Consider the following 17,069-nt stretch of genomic DNA (forward strand, 5'->3'; position numbering starts at 1 on the left):
TTAGGACAATAAAGATTATCCTTCATATATTGTTTTAAGGTCTAGGCATTTTTAGCCTAGACTTTGTTTGTTCTATATTCAACTAAGATTTCATGGGAATAGATTGAACTCTAGTTAATGTATAGTTAAAAAATAGAACGCTATGTTAAGATATAAACTGTGCTCCCATCGACACGGGCACATACTTTCAATGAGGAAAATCATCTCGAAGATTTTATAAAGCAACTGAATAGACCATATAAAGGGAGATGTACATGTTATGAATAAATCAAAAGGTTCTTATGAATCTGAGATAAGTAGGGCTATTACTCAGTGGGAAAAGGACTTTCTCGGACGTGGATCTGTATCCGTTAAGACAGATATATTACGAGATATGATAATTGTAATCTTACATGGTGTTTTAACACCGGCTGAATATGCAGTATGTGAATCAAAAGATGGAATGTTAACAATAAAGAAGACTCGTTCGGAATTAGTGGAATCCGGTATAGAAGATCTTAAGAATATTATCTTAACGATAACCGGAGAAGAAGTGAAGAGTTTTCATACCGATATAAGTTCTCGTACCGGTGAACGAGTGATGCTATTTAAACTATTTAATGATTTTGAGAAACGTCTTTAACGGATAAAAAAATGATGTTTAACCATGAGAATCAAAACATCCATATCGAAAGAGACTGGGAGGTTGAGTCTCATGTAGAATAAAAGAAACCTCATCCTTGATGAGGTTTCTTTTTATAGAAATTCGATTACTAGACCATATAGATAGTTATAGGCTGTGTAACGCCACTGCAATCTGACCAGCAACCTCCGCATTATGCTTCACTAACGCGATATTCGTTTCCAAGCTTCTACCATCTGTACGTTGTTTAATTTGATCTAAAACGAATGGAGTTACACTTTTTCCTGCAATCCCTTGTTTGGTTGCATCATCAATTACATGAGCAATTAACGCTTCCATTTCGTCATAATTCATCGCAGCTTCTTCTGGAACAGGGTTTGCAATAATCGCTCCGCCATTTAGGTTGAGTTTCCACTTTGTATCTAGTAATCGAGCCACTTCTTCCGGCGAATCCAATTGGAAGTCTACGTTGAAGTCACTTTCTCTTGTATAGAAAGTAGGGAAGGTTTCGCATTTATAACCGACTACTGGAACTCCTTCTGTTTCTAAGTATTCTAATGTGCGTCCTACATCTAGAATAGACTTAGCACCGGCACAGACAACCGCGACATTGGTTTGTGCCAGTTCTGTTAAGTCTGCGGATACGTCCATCGATAGCTCTCCACCACGGTGAACCCCACCAATTCCACCTGTCGCAAACACTTTTATACCTGCTAGCTGTGCCGCAATCATCGTTGCGGCAACGGTAGTTGCACCAATTTTTCCAGTCGCCAAAATATAAGGAAAATCTCTACGGCTTACTTTTTCAACGGATTTGTTCGTAGCGAATTCAAGCAGTTCCTCTTCGGATAATCCGATTTTGATTGATCCATCCATCAACCCAATGGTAGCTGGAACAGCACCTTGATTTCGTATAATCTGTTCGACTGTTTTGGCCATTTCGATATTTTGTGGGTATGGCATGCCATGAGAAATGATAGTTGTTTCTAACGCTACAATTGGTTTTTGTTGTTCGATGGCTTCTTGAACCTCTTCAGAAAAAGATAAATAGTTTTGCATTATGAAGACTCCTTTACTACTTGTTCTAGATAATCTTGATTTAACGCGAGCGCGACAGAAGCTTCTGTTTGTAACGTTAAGGAAGCCGCAGCTACTCCAAGCTGGCACGCTTTTTCTAGGTTTTGTCCAATGGACAGGCCATATATAATACTCGCCGCAAAGGCATCACCAGCCCCAGTTACATCTACCACTTCCGTTTGGATGGCCGGAACATGACCAGACTCTTCCTTAGAAGCATAGAAAACCCCATCTGCTCCCATTGTAATAATTACTTGTTTTGCACCACGATCTAGGATGTGCTGACAAGCGATTTTGGCCCCTTGGACGGAGAAAATCTCCATGTCAGCTAGTAATTCTGCTTCTTCCCGATTTGGTAGAATTAACTCTGTTCCATCTAATCGCTTCGGCAACTTTTTTGTTTTTGCAATCGATACTGGATCGATATAAAGGGCAACACTTTCCGCCTTACATTTCTCCATTAAGAAAGATAAACATTCTGCGGAGATATTTGTATCTACAAAGATTGCTTGGGAGTCTGAAATCTGGCCCCAGCGTTCCTCTAGCATGGAAGGGGTTAGGTGGTCATAAATGCCCATATCCGCTAGTGACACGATTAATTCGCCATCTGTATCAATTAGTGCAGTGTACGTTCCGGTTCGTTGGGTTGGAAGTGTCCAAACGTGACGAATATCGATTCCGTCCTGTTGAGACTTTTCTAGGATAGCTTGTCCTTCTTTGTCATCGCCGATTGTTGTTAACAATCTAGTATGCATGCCAAGACGACTTAAATTTTCTGCAACATTTCGAGAGACGCCTCCATAGGACTCGGAGGTTGTAACTGGATTAGATGAATGAAGGCTTACTTGTTCTAAGGCCATCGCTTTCCGATCAATATTTGCTCCACCAATACAAGTAATATACTTCTTGTCATTTAAAATATAGGCGCGTCCTTTTATCTCCCCTCGAGTGATCAGGCTTTTGATGTAGTTTGCTACCGCTGGACGAGATAATCCGACGAGCTCAGCCAGTTCTTGTTGGGATATGTATGGATTGCGTTTAATGTGAGTTAAGATTTGTTGTTCCTTGCTCATGGCTATCCTCCTTTCACCCTTATAAACAAAAGTTTAAAATAAAAACAAATGTTTGTAAAGGGGCTATATTTAGGTTGCACAACAGGCAAAACAAAAAGAGGTTGAGACAAAAGTATATTAAAGCAATGAAATAAACGAACAATTATAAATAGTGCCTATACCCCGCTCCGGAAACATACTACGCTTTCCTCGGGCGGCTGGTGAGCCTCCTCCCGCTGGAGTCCACGTATATTTCCGGAGCTAGTATAGGCTGTTGTTCGGCTTTTCTGCTTATCCTTTTCGTTATGTCCCAGCCCCTTAGTTTTCCTCAAAGGATGTTGGATTGACCATAAGATCACTGGCATCTAGTATTTCCATTGCAAAAACGAGAATAACGGCTAAAAGAACGGCAAGTGCCACATAAAGGATTAAAGCACGAATCTTGGTGGTTAAAGAGGACTCATAATAAGTCTTCATCCTACTGAGTTCATCATTCAATTCTGCTGTCTTCTTTTGGTTCTGTTCATAGACGAGTTCGACGATTTCATCAATAGCTGTTGCGGAATTAACAGTTGGGAACATATTTTTTTCCAAAATCTGTTTTAAAATCTCTAATTCGGCTTCCATTTTCTTTACCTTAGGTTTATGTTTAGGTCTGACAAATAATCCACGAACTGTCGGGTCATGAATGACGAAGTCAACGACTTCTTGCTTTCGTTCGCGAAGAATTGTACGAATACGTGCATATTCATTCAGTTTATATTCGAACTCATCTGTATATAATTCAAAATCTATTCCTGTTATTGTTCTACTTTTATACGTGTCAAGTAATTCATTTATGTTTTGCAATACTTCTTTTTTATAGTTCATCGTTTTTATTTTTAGTGGTTCCCGAATTCTTTCCACCCAGGTTATAACCCCAAAAATGAAAATAATCATTAATACGGGATCAGGCGATAAAAAGAGGAAAGGAACTAAGGCAAGTAATCCGATGAACCAGACCTTCGTTGATAAGACACTGACGATTCTTCCTCCATCAAGTGGAGAAACAGGGATAAGGTTAAATAGATTAATTAAAGCACCTAACTGCATCACAAGTGCCCAGTATGGATCTTTCGTGTATAGATAGAGTAGCGCTGCCGGAATGATGGATAGCAATCCAGCAAACGGTCCCCCGTATGCGACAAAAAATTCTGTTTCTGCATTTTTAATTTTTTTCGGATCAATGCCAATAACTGCCCCCATAAACGGAATAAATATAGCAGGGCTTGTTGGGATTTTTTTCATCCTTGCTGCGACCAGATGCCCCATTTCATGAACGAAAATCAAATAAATGATGGCACTGGCAAATTTCCACCCGAAAATTTGAGCATGCGCCCAAAGAGAAACAAACATGGAAGCAAGAGTTGCAAACTTTCCAAGTTTAAGTAACCCTAACACCCACTTAAGCTTGGAAAGGAAAAACAATCCGATGGCTGCTAATACACCCCATGTACCACCCTTTCCTGATTTACCTCGTGCTACGGATTCCACGGATACCACTCCTCTAAATCTATTTTACCAAATACTGTAACAAATGAAAATGTAATACACTTCTGGATGAATAAGAAAATAAAGCAGGCTTGCTATATTTCTTTTTATAAGATACGTCCCTATAGGAAAGGAGGTTTCATTATAGAAACATATAGAGTTATCGTTTGGGAAGATGACAAGCCGCATATATATGGAGATTTACTATCATGCTGTAGAGGCTGTTGTGTTTCAGCGATTGATATTATTTGGTGAAGCTGTTCACGCTGATTTTGCTTATCGATCAGTAGAAAAAGTGAAGAAGACATTAGCTGATAATGTAAAGGTTCAAACGCTATCTGTGAACGAGGTAAATGTCCGTATTTCATTTGAAGAGCATGAAATGCTTTTCTGGAGAATAGAACATTATTAAACAAAAAAAGAACGTTTAAAACGTCCTATACATTAGCAATCGAGAAAGACATTTCTATTCATTTTCAAGAGTAAGCTGGGGCAGGATGAGCAGATGACCAAGCAAATCCGATAAAGGCTGCTTTTTTTGCCTATTTGGTCTAATGAATTAGATGGATGGTCATTATTTGTCGTTCATCCTATTTTTTCAAAGTCGACAGTCCGTTTTCCCTTCTTTAAAATGGAAGCAGGGGACCGAATTTTGGACTATTTATCGGACAGAGTACTCATTGAATCTTATAAACATGCGGTTGAATTAGGTTTAAGTGAAGAATTTCTACATCTAATGCGAGAAGAGCTACGTAAACGTAATATTTTTTTAATCCTTCTAAAACAGAAAGAGGAATAAACACAATGCAAACCCTTACTTTCATAAAGGGATATTTATTTTAAAATGAGCTGATAAAAGTGTACATCCTGCCAATTGCCGAATTTAAATCCTACTTCTTTTAAACACCCTACATTCTCGAAGCCGAACTTTTCATGTAGTCTCATACTTCGTTTATTGCCTTCTGTTACACCTCCTAGAATGGTGTGATAACCGAGCTTTTTAGCGCGCTTAATAATTTCCTCAAGTAATATACTCCCTACTCCATTCCCTCTGTGGTTAGGAGCAATATAAACGGAGAGCTCTACTGTTTTAGCGTATGCTGGCTTAGAGCGATAAGGACTTAGACTGCAATAGCCAACAACATGGCCATTAAATTCTGCAACAATTAATGGATACTGATCATTAAAACTATGGAACCACATTTGACGCTCGTCGGCGGTTTGTTCTTCCAAATCGAAAGTAGCCGTAGTCGTTCGGACTGCGTTATTATAAATATCCGTCATTTCTGGAACATCATTTACATGTGCATCTCTAACAATTACCAAATTTTGTCGCCTCCTTCTTATTAATCAACACTATAGGGGAAATGAAGCAGTTCTGCAATCTATAAGCCTAAAATCTTACAGTCTTTTTATCTTTTGATTTGGGGAGTCGGAACAAGTATTGGGATTCTTACAAGCAAACCTTCGATACTACTCTAGCTTTTTGCTCGCATTGTCGTAACAATGCAGGAGATGAAATGAAAGAGTATAATCCAGTTACCTAGAAAGGTAGGAACGTTCCATTAAGGATGAAACGATAGAATGGGTAGGCGTTGTAATTTCTCTTTTTCCGTTCACTATCTGTATGGGTGTTGTTTTACGTGAAGATTATCATGTATCGATTATTGGAAATGGGAAATTGCTTCTGGAACCATTGGTATGGTTGTAGGAGAGAAATGCTTATGTTTGTTTAGAACTATTAGAATAGAAGGTGTCCGGGCAAGAGACATTTTGCTTGAATTTTTATCGGACAAATTCTGCAAGCTCTCTATTAAACTTATCTCGTTCTTCCCAAAACAATCCATGACCGCTATGTTCAAACCAGACAAGCTTGGATTGTTTAATGCCTTTATGTAATGCAGTTGCTAATGCAGGGCGACAGACTTCATCATGCTTTCCGTGTAAAATAAGCGTTGGAACGAGAATATGAGAGAGATCGTGGAATAGTTCTTCATCTCGAAACGTTTTTGCTACTTTAGCCGTTGCATACCCGGAAGCTGCAAATCCCAGTTGCAAAAACCAATCTGAAAATGGCTTTGAAATAGGCTGATAAAAGAACTTTTCGGTGAAATTTACGAGCATGGCTGGTCGATCTTCATAGACCCCATGGATCAGCTTTGTGACTTCCTTCTTTTCGATGCCTCCTGGAAAGTAACTCCGTTTTGTTACACTAGGTGCTGCCGCTCCAATTAAAGCAAGCTTCGCAACCCCAAATCCTTGATGTTTGGCCATGTATCTTGTTACAATCGCTCCACCAACCGAATGACCAGCTAACGTGAAGTCATGCAGGCCGAGTACCTCAACAATAACTCGAACATCATTTGCTAATTGATTATACGTATAATTCCCAAAAGGTTTATCGGACTTGCCGAAGCCTCGGATATCAATTCCTATGCAGCGGTACCCCATAGCGGGCAACACATTGAATTGATATTCGAATAAATGGTGATTAGCTGGCCAGCCATGAACAAATAGAATGGTCTTCCTTCCAGTTGGGTTCACGTCCTCTACATAAATGTTCACCCCTGGCTCCACCGCCACGTAATATCCCACAGGTGAATTCCCCTTTCTTTTATAGTTTTGGATAATTCATGTGTATTCCAAGAAAGGTTGACTCATAACTGAGATCTAATGTGATCGTTTTTAGAGGAGGGTTGAGGCGTTTTTCCCATTGGAAAATTAGTGTAAATAACCGATATAAAAAGAAGAGACTAACTCAGAAGGTTTTGTTTTGATATGAAAACTGCTTTCGAGATACTAGAAGTGTACGGCCAGTATATAGGTTTGCCGATTTGTTGGTTGGAGAAGGATGGTACTGTTATTACCTCAGTACGAACATCAAGCACCACGTATCTTTTAAAGCCTTCTCTTTTAGAAGAAGTTATCGCTCTTGCTCCTAACTTAAATAAACCTTCTGTTATAACGTCAGTGGACAAGCTAGAAACCCAGTACATATTATCTCCGCTGATAAAAATCTATGAAAAAGAATCGTTCTGTTGGCTGGTCCCTTCGTAGAGGGACTATTTGATGAAGATAAGTCGTATCTTATCGAGAAAGTTGAGACTTTAATGCAAGTGTTGAAGGAAGCATCAAATAAAAAAAGTAATGATACCTTATACCGAGAAATTATTAAGGTGGCTAACTCGATACGAGAAGAAGACTTTGAATTGGAAGATTATGATCATCGGGTTCAAACCTATTTAAAGCGCTTAATCGCAATTGGTGAAGTAGATTTTCTCGGAACTGCTATCAAAAAAACAGGACTACTCGCTTACTACGAGGGAGATAGAAATTTTCCATCTCATTTTAAAAGGCTTGAACAACCAGGAGGTTGCAGACATCCTTCAATTTAGCGCACACACAGTGAAAAACCATGTAACCAATATTTTTAAAAAGCTCATTGTAACGGATCGAATGAATGCGATGGCAAAAATCTACCGAATTAAATATGGTGAAGAATAACCTTCTGGCCTGGAAGGTTATTTGTATATTTCCGTTTGCTGTTAATCCGAATTATCGTGGAAAATTAGCACAAGAGCATTATAATCGTTTCTTAGAAGAGGTAGGAAATCATGGTGTACATATCGTTCGCTGTCTAACGTCTCCAGTCAATAAGCAATCCATAGCTTATCATACGAGCGTTGGATTTGTGATTGTAAAGGGGGATAAGGTGGTGGATGGAGTTTCGGTTTACTCTAATTATGATGGAAAAGGTGTCGATCGGGTTTTGTTTGCGAAGAGGTTGGGAGCTAAGCGTTAATACACATCGTCTGAACGATAAGAATTCCGTAACGAGCGTTGTAAGTACATGCTGTAGAGTTAATAAATCTTAAAAAAGCAATTTCATCCACCTCATTCGGAACATCTATTTCCAAATCAATTAATTGTCTTTCCTTGTCAACTGGGAGATAATGAAAACAATTACATAAGGATAGGGGTTTTATTTTATGGAACGAGTTCAGCTTGCAGAGGACTTATCTTTTTCTCGTGTCATCCATGGTTTGTGGCGATTAAATGAGTGGAATCATGCTCCTGAAGACACATTAGATTTGATAGAGTATTGCTTAGAGTTAGGCATCACAACATTTGATCACGCTGATATTTACGGTGGATTTCTAAATGAAGAACTTTTTGGGAAAGGCTTAGCTTTAAAGCCAGAATTACGAAACAAAATGGAACTAGTTACGAAGTGCGGGATTGTCTTCCCATCTCCACGTCGACCACAGTACAAATCTCATCATTATAATACGAGTAAGAAACATATTATAGAATCTGTGGAGCATTCCTTAAAGAATCTTCACACGGATTTTATTGACACACTTCTAATCCATCGTCCAGACCCGTTTATGGATCCTGCACAAGTGGCAGAAGCTTTCACAGAATTAAAGCAAGAAGGTAAAGTACGTTATTTTGGTGTATCTAACTTTAAACAGCATCAATTCAATATGCTTCAATCCTACTTAGATTTCGACCTTATCACCAATCAGATTGAGGTATCTGCCTATGAATTGGAAAACTTTGATGATGGTACGATTAATCTATGTCAGGAAAAAGGAATTGCACCGATGGCTTGGTCTCCTTTAGCTGGTGGAAGGATTTTCTCAAGCGAGGACGAGAAGGCGAAACGTTTGCGAGCAGCCTTAACAAAAGTAGCTGAAGAACTCCATGCAGACGGAATTGATCAAGTATTATATGCATGGCTACTTGTTCACCCTGCTAATATTATGCCAATCGTCGGTTCTGGGAAAAAAGATCGAATTAAAAAGGCAACAGAGGCAGTCCACTTAAACCTATCTTTAGATCAGTGGTTTGAAATATTACATGCATCTATGGGACACGAGGTGCCGTAAAGGAGGACGCAGTAGCGTTCCTTTTCTTTTCGAAAAAATGAGGGAGGGAGAAAAATGACCAAGCTTACTGCGATAACCAATGAGGACATGAAGTCTATTAGCGACTTATATAGACAAACCTGGAAAAAGGAAGATCCTTCTGTAGAGGAGCGATTTAGGCGCCATGCAACATATGAAGGATATAAGGGACTGATTTTAAAAAGTAATGAGGAGCCGGTTGGATTTGTATATGGATACACGTCGCAAAAAGGTCAATATTACAATGAATTGCTTCGAAAAGCACTTTCAAATACAGAACAATCCCAATGGTTGGAAGATTGTTTGGAAGTAGTTGAATTAGTGGTTCTGCCTGAGGAGAGAAGAAGTGGGAGAGGAGCCCTGCTTATGACCAAGCTCATGGAAGAAGTAAAGCACAAAACCGCGATACTCACCACACAGGTAGATAATTATGCTGCTCGAGGGTTGTATGAAAAATTGGGTTGGCACGTGGTCAAAGAGCCCTTTTTTCCTAATACGGAGGAAGCTTATGTTGTTTTAGGAAAGAAGCTTTAAAATGCTTTGAAGCAAACAGACAAAAGAGGACTTGCTGTGCAAAGCGAGCTCTCTTTTGTAATTTAACCTTATGGTAATAACAATTTATCAATCACATGGATCACGCCATTGCCTCTATATCAGGCCAATAACATTCGCTTCATTTACATGGTCAGGGTTAAGTGTATTTTTTACTTGTTTATCAATGTTTTCACATTTTCTTCCTCTAAATCACTGGACAGTATTTTACCTGAGACCACATGATAGAGTAGAATTTTTTCCCAATCTCCTCTAGCTAGCAGTTGAACTGCTGTTATGTAACTCATCATTCATGATGATAACGATAATGGAATTGAAATGAGCACCAATTTGAGCAAATTTCGTGCAAGTATTTTATGAAAGTGTTATATTAAAACCAATCGAATAGGTTTCCTTTGGGGCAGGGTGAAATTCCCGACCGACGGTGATGGATATTTGAAATGATATCCTTAGTCCGTGACCCGGAGCATGCGAATGCGAAGGTGGATTTGGTGTGATTCCAAAGCCGACAGTAAAGTCTGGATGGTAAAAGGAAAAATCTACGTACGATATGTACGTTTATTTGTTGTTAATTCTAAGCCCCAGAATACTATTTCTGGGGCTTTTCTTGTTTCCCTTCCAATTCAAATGGAAGGATGTGATGTGATGACAAAAGAGGAATATATGGGAGTCGCTCTGTCTTTAGCAGAAGCCACTATTGGTCAAACGAGTCCGAACCCGAGCGTAGGTGCAGTACTTGTAAAGGATGGCAGGATTGTTGGGATGGGTACACATCTTAAACATGGACATGAGCACGCGGAAGTATATGCGATTCGTCAAGCAGGTAAAGCTGCGAGAAACTCGGACTTATATGTCACGTTGGAACCGTGTTCTCATCACGGAAAAACTCCACCATGTGTAGATCTAATCATCAAACAAAACATTCGGAAGGTGTATGTCGCTTGTACAGATCCTAATCCTCAGGTTGCTGGTAAGGGTATTGAAAGGTTAAGGCAGTCTGGAATAGAGGTAGAAGTCGGCATTCAGGAAACAAGAGCAAGGGAATTAAACCGCAAATTTTTTCACTTTATTCAAACGAACAAACCGTATGTCACACTGAAGGTAGCGATGACGTTGGATGGAAAGACAGCAACTGCAGATGGTGATAGTAAATGGATTACATCCAAAGATGCTAGGTTAGATGTACATCGTGAAAGAGATATTCATGACGCTATTTTAGTAGGTGTAAATACGATCCTTCAGGATAACCCTCAATTAACCACCAGATTGCCCCAAGGTGGTAAACATCCCATTCGAATTATTTTGGATACAAATTTAAGAATCCCAAAGTATGCCCAAGTTCTAGTTGATCAGCAAGCACCAACATGGATTTTTTGTGGTAAAAACGCTAATGCGGACGCTTTTACAAAGGAATATCCGTATGTAAGAGTCTTTTCACTTGATTCAGAGCAAGTGGAATTAGACGCGGTTTTAGAATGTCTAGGAGAAGAACGTATTCAATCCTTATATGTCGAAGGTGGTAGTACCATTCATGGACAGTTTGTAGCCGAAAAACTAATAAATGAGTGCCATTGGTATATAGCGCCTAAGCTCTTAGGTGGTGCAGATGCTATATCTTCTGTTGGAGGGGCATCACCAGAAAAGATGAGTGAAGCATTGGACTTGGAATTTGGATCTGTAAAACAGATAGGAAGTGACTTAAAGGTTATTGCTCGATTAAAGGAGGCTAGGTAATTGTTTACAGGTATTGTGGAGGAAAAAGGGAAGGTGAAGACTCTAATTCGAAGCCATCAATCATTATCCTTAACGATTGATGCAAGCAAAGTGCTAGGGGACTTAGTCATTGGAGATAGTGTAGCAATAAACGGCGTTTGTCTCACTGTAACAAGCTTTACTTCTGGTTCGTTTACTGTAGATGTCATGCCTGAAACATTTCGTGCAACCTCGCTCGCAACACTTAAAAGAGGATCAACTGTTAATTTGGAGCGAGCTATGTCTGCATCTGGAAGATTTGGTGGGCACTTTGTCTCAGGACATGTAGACGTCGTAGGAGAAATTATGCAGGTGTGGCGAGAAGATATAGCTTTGTATGTGTATATTAAGGTTCCGCATGACGAACTTCGTTACTTAACTTACAAGGGATCGATCTGTGTAGATGGAACATCTCTAACTGTATTTGGTGTAAAAGAGGATGGGTTTGTAATCTCTCTTATACCGGAAACGCAAAGAGCAACCATTCTTGGAGAAAAGAATCAAGGTGATGTTGTAAATGTGGAATATGACATGCTAGCAAAATATATGGAGCGATTCCTTACTTTTCGGGACAAAAAGAATGACCGCATTACGATGAGCCAGTTACAAGAATTCGGATTTATGGATTAGGAGGACTCTCATGTTTCAAACGATAGAGCGAGCGTTACAAGAGCTAAAGGAAGGAAAAGTAATTATTGTCGTAGATGATGAGGCTCGGGAGAATGAGGGAGATTTTGTTGTCCTGGCAGAGCATGCCACTCCGGCTGTTGTTAACTTTATGGCCACAGAAGGGAAGGGATTAATTTGTACGCCTCTAGATTCCGCAACAGCGAAAAAGTTGCAGTTTCATCCGATGGTGTCTCAAAATACAGATACACATCAAACGGCTTTTACTGTTAGTGTGGACTACAAAGCGACACATACAGGAATAAGTGCTTTTGAACGTGCACAAACGATAGAGAAAATGCTGGATTCTGAAGCAACTCCAGAGGACTTTAAACGACCGGGACACGTTTTCCCACTAGTGGCAAAAGAATGGGGTGTATTAGAGCGACCAGGTCATACAGAGGCTGCAGTTGATTTGGCAAGGTTATCAGGTTCGAAGCCAGCTGGGGTAATTTGTGAAATTATGAATCCTGACGGGACGATGGCTCGTCTTCCAGAATTAATGGAGGTAGCGCAAAAATTTGACCTCTCGATTATTACCATTAAAGATCTCATTATGTATAGGAAACAACATGATGTTCTAATAAAAAAGGAAGAAGACATTCATTTGCCAACAAGATATGGAGATTTTAAACTAGCTGCTTTTATCGATCGAGTGACTGGTAAAGAGCATCTTGCTTTATACAAAGGAGTCTTTCAAGAGCATGAACCTGTTTTGGTGCGTATTCATTCGGAGTGCCTAACAGGTGATGTATTTGGCTCTCACCGATGTGATTGCGGACCACAATTGGAGAAAGCTCTGCAACAGATAGAATCAGAAGGTCGTGGAGTCCTTTTATATATGCGCCAAGAAGGCAGAGGAATTGGACTATTGAACAAGCTAAAAGCTTATAAACTTCAAGAACAGGGATTGGATACCGTGGAAGCGAATCTTCAATTGGGTTTTGGAGAAGATGAACGCGACTATGCGATAAGTGTTCAAATGCTAAAGGCAATGGGTATCAAGAAGCTTCGTTTGCTAACAAATAATCCAAGGAAGATAGCTAGTATGAAGGAGTATGGACTAGAGGTCACCAAAAGAGAAGCAATAGAAATCTCAGTGAACAGAAATAATGAGAACTATTTAAAGACTAAAAAAGATAAGCTTGATCACTTATTGCATTTATAGGAGGAAAAAACTAATGAGTCATGTATTCGAAGGGAACTTAGTAGGGACAGAATTAAAGATAGGGATTGTCGTTGGTAGATTTAATGAATTTATTACAAGCAAATTACTAGGTGGTGCAGAAGATGCCTTAAGGCGACATGGAGTAAACGAAGAAGATATTTCCGTAGCCTGGGTACCCGGAGCATATGAGATTCCTTTAGTAGCGAAAAAAATGGCAGAATCCAAAAATTATGATGCAATCGTTACACTAGGGACGGTTATCAGAGGCTCTACGTCACACTACGATTATGTATGTAATGAGGTATCAAAAGGGGTAGCGAGTGTATCTATGGAACAAAATCTGCCAGTTATATTCGGGGTGTTAACAACGGAAAATATCGAGCAAGCAATTGAACGGGCAGGAACGAAGGCAGGTAATAAAGGTGCGGAAGCAGCAGTAGCAGCGATTGAAATGGCTAATTTAATGAAGTCTCTATAGAAAGGGGGAGAGCAGATGCTCTCCCTTTTACTATTATACAAAGACGTTTATTTTTTTCGTCCAATATGATTTGTAATTTGGTAAAATAAAGAAAAATCTATTTCGTTAGGAGGAAGATACGATGAACTTTCAACTTCACGAAGCAATAGAGATTTTAGAACGGACACCAAGGACATTGGACAGCTTTTTAAATGGTTTGTCAGATAGCTGGCTGACATGTAAGGAAGGGGAAAATACGTGGAATGTTTCGGAAGTCGTGGAACATTTGATTGAAGGGGAAATATATAACTGGATTCCGAGATTAGAGTTTATTTTGAAGGAAGGAGATCGTAACGCTTTTCCAGCTTTTGACCGCTTTTCGCATCTGGAGAAAAAAGAGCGCTCGATGAATGAACTGCACCCCAATTGTTAGACACTCAACAATTGGAGGTGCAGTTTTTTATGGCTAAATTTACTCAAGAAAATAAATTAAATGCAGTTCAAAGATATTTAGAAGGTAATGAGAGTTATCATTCTATTGGAGAATCACTGGGGACGTCTTCAAGTGTGATAATGAACTGGGTGGCACAATATAATCTTCATGGTTTAGAGGGATTATTAAAGAAATCCTATGCAAGTTATTCAGAACAGTTTAAACTAAAAGTGCTTAACTATATGATTGAGCATGGGACGTCACCTAATGAAACAGCCGCGATTTTTAAAATCTCCTCTCCAGGTATGATTAGAAAATGGAGGATCCTTTATGAAAAAGGAGGAGTAGACGCCCTTAAACCGAAGAAAAAGGGGCGTACACTCATGAAAAAAGAAAATAAGAGAGATACACAAAAACAAGTACCAACTGATAATTCTATTGAAGCTCTCAAAGCTGAAGTAAAACAGCTACGAATGGAGAATGAGTATCTAAAAAAGTTGAACACCTTAGTTCAAAACAAGGAAAAATCACCAAACAAGACAAAGCGAAAATAGTCTATGAACTAAGGAATGACTTCTCGGTGAAAGCACTTATAACGTTGGCAGATGTACCACGTAGTACGTACTACTACTTCGTTAAACAATTAGATCGTCCAGATAAAGATGCAGAACTAAAAATACTTATAAAAGAAATTTATTATGAACACAAAGGACGATATGGTTATCGTCGTATTCGAGATGAGCTTGTGAACCGTGGGTACAAAGTTAATCATAAAAAAGTTCAACGAATCATGAAGGGATTAGGTTTGAAAAGTATGGTTCGTATGAAGAAATATCGTTCTTATAAAGGGAAAGTAGGTAAGACAGCACCAAACATATTGGACCGTAACTTCAAGGCAGAAAAGCCAAATGAAAAATGGGTAACAGATATTACTGAGTTTAAATTATTTGGGGAGAAACTCTACCTATCTCCTATTCTTGATTTATTTAATGGTGAAATTATTACTTACACGATTGGTTCAAGACCTACATACTCACTTGTTTCAAACATGTTAGAGAAGTCTTTTGAACGATTAACAGATAAAGATAAGTTAATTCTTCACTCAGATCAAGGATGGCATTACCAAATGAGGCAGTATCGCCACGCCTTAAAGGAGCAAGGGATAACACAAAGTATGTCACGTAAGGGAAACTGTTATGACAACGCAGTGATAGAGAATTTCTTTGGAATTATGAAATCTGAATTTCTATACCTCAATGAATTTGATAGCATTGATCATTTTAAACAAGAACTTGAAGAATACATGAATTACTATAACAACAAACGTATTAAGACAAAATTAAAAGGCAAGAGTCCAGTACAATTCCGAACTCTTGCCCAACAAGCTGCTTAATAAAATTATCTGTCTAACTTTTTGGGGTCACTTCATGAAAGAGAAATTAGCAGAGTTTCAGTCTTTAAGAAAACGGAATGTGACAACGCTTTTGGAGCTAGCAAAAGAAGAAGTCCTGGAAAACAAAGGGTACCATCCTGCCTTTGGATCGGTGAAAGTGAGGGAATTAATCTCTACATGGGCGGTTCATGATCTGACTCATATTTCGCAAATTGTTCGTGTAATGGCGAAGAGGTATCAAGATGATGTTGGACCGTGGCATGAGTTTTTAGGGATATTAAAGAAATAATTAACTATCAAATAACGGAGAGAAATTGGACATGAAATTATTATCGACGAATGACCTAGCCCAAGAAGTATTACACGCATTTTTTATAGAACAATGGGGAAGTCCGGAAATGGTTATCTCTAGTGGCGTCTATGACTGCAGTAGACTAGACGGTATTGCAGCAGTTGATGAGAATAGAGTAATAGGATTGATTACGTATGTAAGAAAAGGCAAGTTATGTGAAATTATTTCTCTGGATAGTATCGTTCCTAAAAAGGGGATAGGGACCCTCTTGCTTGAAGAAGTTGAAAAAATTGCTTTGGAAAAAGGCTGTCTCGAACTCAGATTAATCACAACGAATGATAATCTTCTCGCGTTAAAGTTCTACCAGAAACGAGGCTATGTCCTACAAAATCTTTTCCCGAACGCAGTAGAAAAAGCCCGTAAAATAAAACCTGAAATTCCTCTTATTGGGGATGAAGGAATTCCAATTAGAGATGAGTTAGAACTTAAAAAACAATTAAAGGTGTGTTAAATCGATGAATTTACTCTCAGGTACGATCGCAATATGCGTTTCCTTTCTTTTATTTACTTACCTATACGGTATAAAAGCTCTTTTTTCCGTTATGTATCACCCAGGGTTATACTTTTTCCCAGTCACCCTACTAATTATTGCTTTAGGATTCTATGGGTATGAATATGTTAAGTATGTAAAATTGTTGGAAAGTAGAGATTAACCTTTATAGTAAATGTTCCATCTACTACATACCGTGAAGTGATTTTATGGAAATCCTATATCGACATGTGGCAAGAGCCGTTATTCCATACAAAGAAAAAGATTCTAATCGCTCAACTTAAAGGTGCACACTCTTTCTTACCAGGTGGAGGAGTGGAAATAGGCGAAAGTTGTGAAATGGCGTTACAGAGAGAATTGGCTGAAGAAATAGGATTTAAACAAATAAAAGTTGAGCAGTTCATGGGAGTGATGGAAGATAGCTATGAGGATAATGGCAGAGTCTATCATTCTATTTCTCATGTGTTTCTCGTATATGTAAATGAAAGAGAGCTAGAGAACAGTATCCTACCCCTTATTCCAAGGAAAATCACTTACGTTTTTATTGGCTTGCCCCAACCTCCCAACCTTTGAAGCATTAAAGAATCATAATGTCTTATCAAGATCTGTACCCGA

20 protein-coding genes, 2 pseudogenes and 1 riboswitch are annotated in these 17,069 nt (G+C 38.9%); of the genes and pseudogenes, 17 read left to right on the forward strand and 5 right to left on the reverse strand.

Going from position 1 to position 17,069, the window contains the following annotated elements:
* Positions 1-259: 259 nt before the first annotated feature.
* A complete protein-coding gene (locus tag FN924_RS04875; RefSeq protein ID WP_143892319.1) occupies positions 260-622 on the forward strand; it encodes a Na-translocating system protein MpsC family protein in 363 nt (120 codons plus the stop codon).
* A 147-nt stretch (positions 623-769) separates the two neighbouring features.
* Here FN924_RS04875 and FN924_RS04880 read toward each other — a convergent pair whose 3' ends face one another.
* The 3 genes from FN924_RS04880 to FN924_RS04890 all read right to left on the reverse strand — a co-directional run bounded on the left by FN924_RS04880 (position 770) and on the right by FN924_RS04890 (position 4,284).
* The gene (locus tag FN924_RS04880) at positions 770-1,681 is read right to left on the reverse strand and encodes a pseudouridine-5'-phosphate glycosidase (protein ID WP_143892320.1); all 912 of its coding nucleotides are present in this window, start codon (positions 1,679-1,681) and stop codon (positions 770-772) included.
* Entirely contained in the window at positions 1,681-2,772 is a 1,092-nt protein-coding gene (locus FN924_RS04885; protein ID WP_143892321.1) for a PfkB family carbohydrate kinase, read from the reverse strand. The genes FN924_RS04880 and FN924_RS04885 overlap by 1 nt, the downstream gene beginning before the upstream one ends.
* A gap of 297 nt (positions 2,773-3,069) precedes the next feature.
* Entirely contained in the window at positions 3,070-4,284 is a 1,215-nt protein-coding gene (locus tag FN924_RS04890; RefSeq protein WP_143892322.1) for a site-2 protease family protein, read from the reverse strand.
* 172 nt (positions 4,285-4,456) lie between these two features.
* On the opposite strand from FN924_RS04890, the gene FN924_RS04895 reads away from it, so the two are divergent.
* Both FN924_RS04895 and sda read left to right on the forward strand, forming a co-directional pair.
* Entirely contained in the window at positions 4,457-4,693 is a 237-nt protein-coding gene (locus FN924_RS04895) for a hypothetical protein (protein ID WP_228409572.1), read from the forward strand.
* A gap of 126 nt (positions 4,694-4,819) precedes the next feature.
* Positions 4,820-5,080, forward strand: a complete 261-nt coding sequence (sda, locus tag FN924_RS19685) for a sporulation histidine kinase inhibitor Sda (RefSeq protein ID WP_323368637.1) — start codon at positions 4,820-4,822, stop codon at positions 5,078-5,080.
* Between the two features lie 35 nt (positions 5,081-5,115).
* Here the strand turns inward: sda and FN924_RS04905 are convergent, their stop codons facing one another.
* Positions 5,116-5,607 carry a GNAT family N-acetyltransferase gene (locus FN924_RS04905; RefSeq protein WP_143892324.1) on the reverse strand — a complete coding sequence of 164 codons (492 nt, stop codon included), beginning with the start codon at positions 5,605-5,607 and terminating at the stop codon, positions 5,116-5,118.
* A gap of 459 nt (positions 5,608-6,066) precedes the next feature.
* Complete coding sequence (locus FN924_RS04910) at positions 6,067-6,876, reverse strand: alpha/beta fold hydrolase (protein WP_143892325.1); 810 nt, start codon at positions 6,874-6,876, stop codon at positions 6,067-6,069.
* A 443-nt stretch (positions 6,877-7,319) separates the two neighbouring features.
* Between FN924_RS04910 and FN924_RS19235 the strand changes: the two genes are divergently transcribed.
* The 14 genes and pseudogenes from FN924_RS19235 (at position 7,320) to FN924_RS04975 (ending at position 17,027) form a co-directional block, all read left to right on the forward strand.
* Positions 7,320-7,676, forward strand: a complete 357-nt coding sequence (locus FN924_RS19235) for a hypothetical protein (protein ID WP_228409573.1) — start codon at positions 7,320-7,322, stop codon at positions 7,674-7,676.
* The gene (locus tag FN924_RS04915) at positions 7,639-7,785 is read left to right on the forward strand and encodes a helix-turn-helix transcriptional regulator (RefSeq protein WP_267129007.1); all 147 of its coding nucleotides are present in this window, start codon (positions 7,639-7,641) and stop codon (positions 7,783-7,785) included. The genes FN924_RS19235 and FN924_RS04915 overlap by 38 nt, the downstream gene beginning before the upstream one ends.
* Positions 7,742-8,083, forward strand: coding sequence for a GNAT family N-acetyltransferase (locus tag FN924_RS04920; RefSeq protein WP_143892326.1), 342 nt, complete (start codon positions 7,742-7,744; stop codon positions 8,081-8,083). Before FN924_RS04915 ends, FN924_RS04920 begins: the two co-directional genes overlap by 44 nt.
* Before the next feature lie 187 nt (positions 8,084-8,270).
* Positions 8,271-9,173, forward strand: coding sequence for an aldo/keto reductase (locus FN924_RS04925; RefSeq protein WP_143892327.1), 903 nt, complete (start codon positions 8,271-8,273; stop codon positions 9,171-9,173).
* 54 nt (positions 9,174-9,227) lie between these two features.
* A complete protein-coding gene (locus tag FN924_RS04930) occupies positions 9,228-9,725 on the forward strand; it encodes a GNAT family N-acetyltransferase (protein WP_143892328.1) in 498 nt (165 codons plus the stop codon).
* A gap of 405 nt (positions 9,726-10,130) precedes the next feature.
* A riboswitch (FMN riboswitch) is annotated at positions 10,131-10,281 on the forward strand.
* Between the two features lie 107 nt (positions 10,282-10,388).
* A complete protein-coding gene (gene ribD / locus FN924_RS04935; RefSeq protein ID WP_143892329.1) occupies positions 10,389-11,477 on the forward strand; it encodes a bifunctional diaminohydroxyphosphoribosylaminopyrimidine deaminase/5-amino-6-(5-phosphoribosylamino)uracil reductase RibD in 1,089 nt (362 codons plus the stop codon).
* The gene (ribE, locus tag FN924_RS04940) at positions 11,478-12,125 is read left to right on the forward strand and encodes a riboflavin synthase (protein WP_143892330.1); all 648 of its coding nucleotides are present in this window, start codon (positions 11,478-11,480) and stop codon (positions 12,123-12,125) included.
* A 10-nt stretch (positions 12,126-12,135) separates the two neighbouring features.
* Positions 12,136-13,329: a bifunctional 3,4-dihydroxy-2-butanone-4-phosphate synthase/GTP cyclohydrolase II gene (locus FN924_RS04945; protein WP_143892331.1), complete on the forward strand. Its 1,194-nt coding sequence runs from the start codon at positions 12,136-12,138 to the stop codon at positions 13,327-13,329.
* A 13-nt stretch (positions 13,330-13,342) separates the two neighbouring features.
* Positions 13,343-13,807: a 6,7-dimethyl-8-ribityllumazine synthase gene (gene ribH / locus FN924_RS04950; RefSeq protein ID WP_143892332.1), complete on the forward strand. Its 465-nt coding sequence runs from the start codon at positions 13,343-13,345 to the stop codon at positions 13,805-13,807.
* Positions 13,808-13,928: 121 nt separating this feature from the next.
* A pseudogene (locus tag FN924_RS04955) lies at positions 13,929-14,201 on the forward strand (DinB family protein); the annotation flags it as partial.
* A 47-nt stretch (positions 14,202-14,248) separates the two neighbouring features.
* A protein-coding gene (locus FN924_RS04960) for an IS3 family transposase (protein ID WP_407692000.1) occupies positions 14,249-15,612 on the forward strand; the annotation gives its coding sequence in 2 pieces (ribosomal slippage) (positions 14,249-14,708 and positions 14,708-15,612; 1,365 coding nt in all).
* Positions 15,613-15,646: 34 nt separating this feature from the next.
* Positions 15,647-15,901: pseudogene (locus tag FN924_RS04965) on the forward strand (DinB family protein); the annotation flags it as partial.
* Positions 15,902-15,932: 31 nt separating this feature from the next.
* Entirely contained in the window at positions 15,933-16,415 is a 483-nt protein-coding gene (locus tag FN924_RS04970; RefSeq protein WP_143892334.1) for a GNAT family N-acetyltransferase, read from the forward strand.
* Between the two features lie 267 nt (positions 16,416-16,682).
* On the forward strand, positions 16,683-17,027 hold the full coding sequence (locus FN924_RS04975; protein WP_143892335.1) for an NUDIX domain-containing protein: 345 nt from the start codon (positions 16,683-16,685) through the stop codon (positions 17,025-17,027).
* Positions 17,028-17,069: the final 42 nt, after the last annotated feature.

This window comes from Radiobacillus deserti (assembly GCF_007301515.1).
Classification (GTDB): Bacteria; Bacillota; Bacilli; order Bacillales; family Amphibacillaceae; genus Radiobacillus; species Radiobacillus deserti.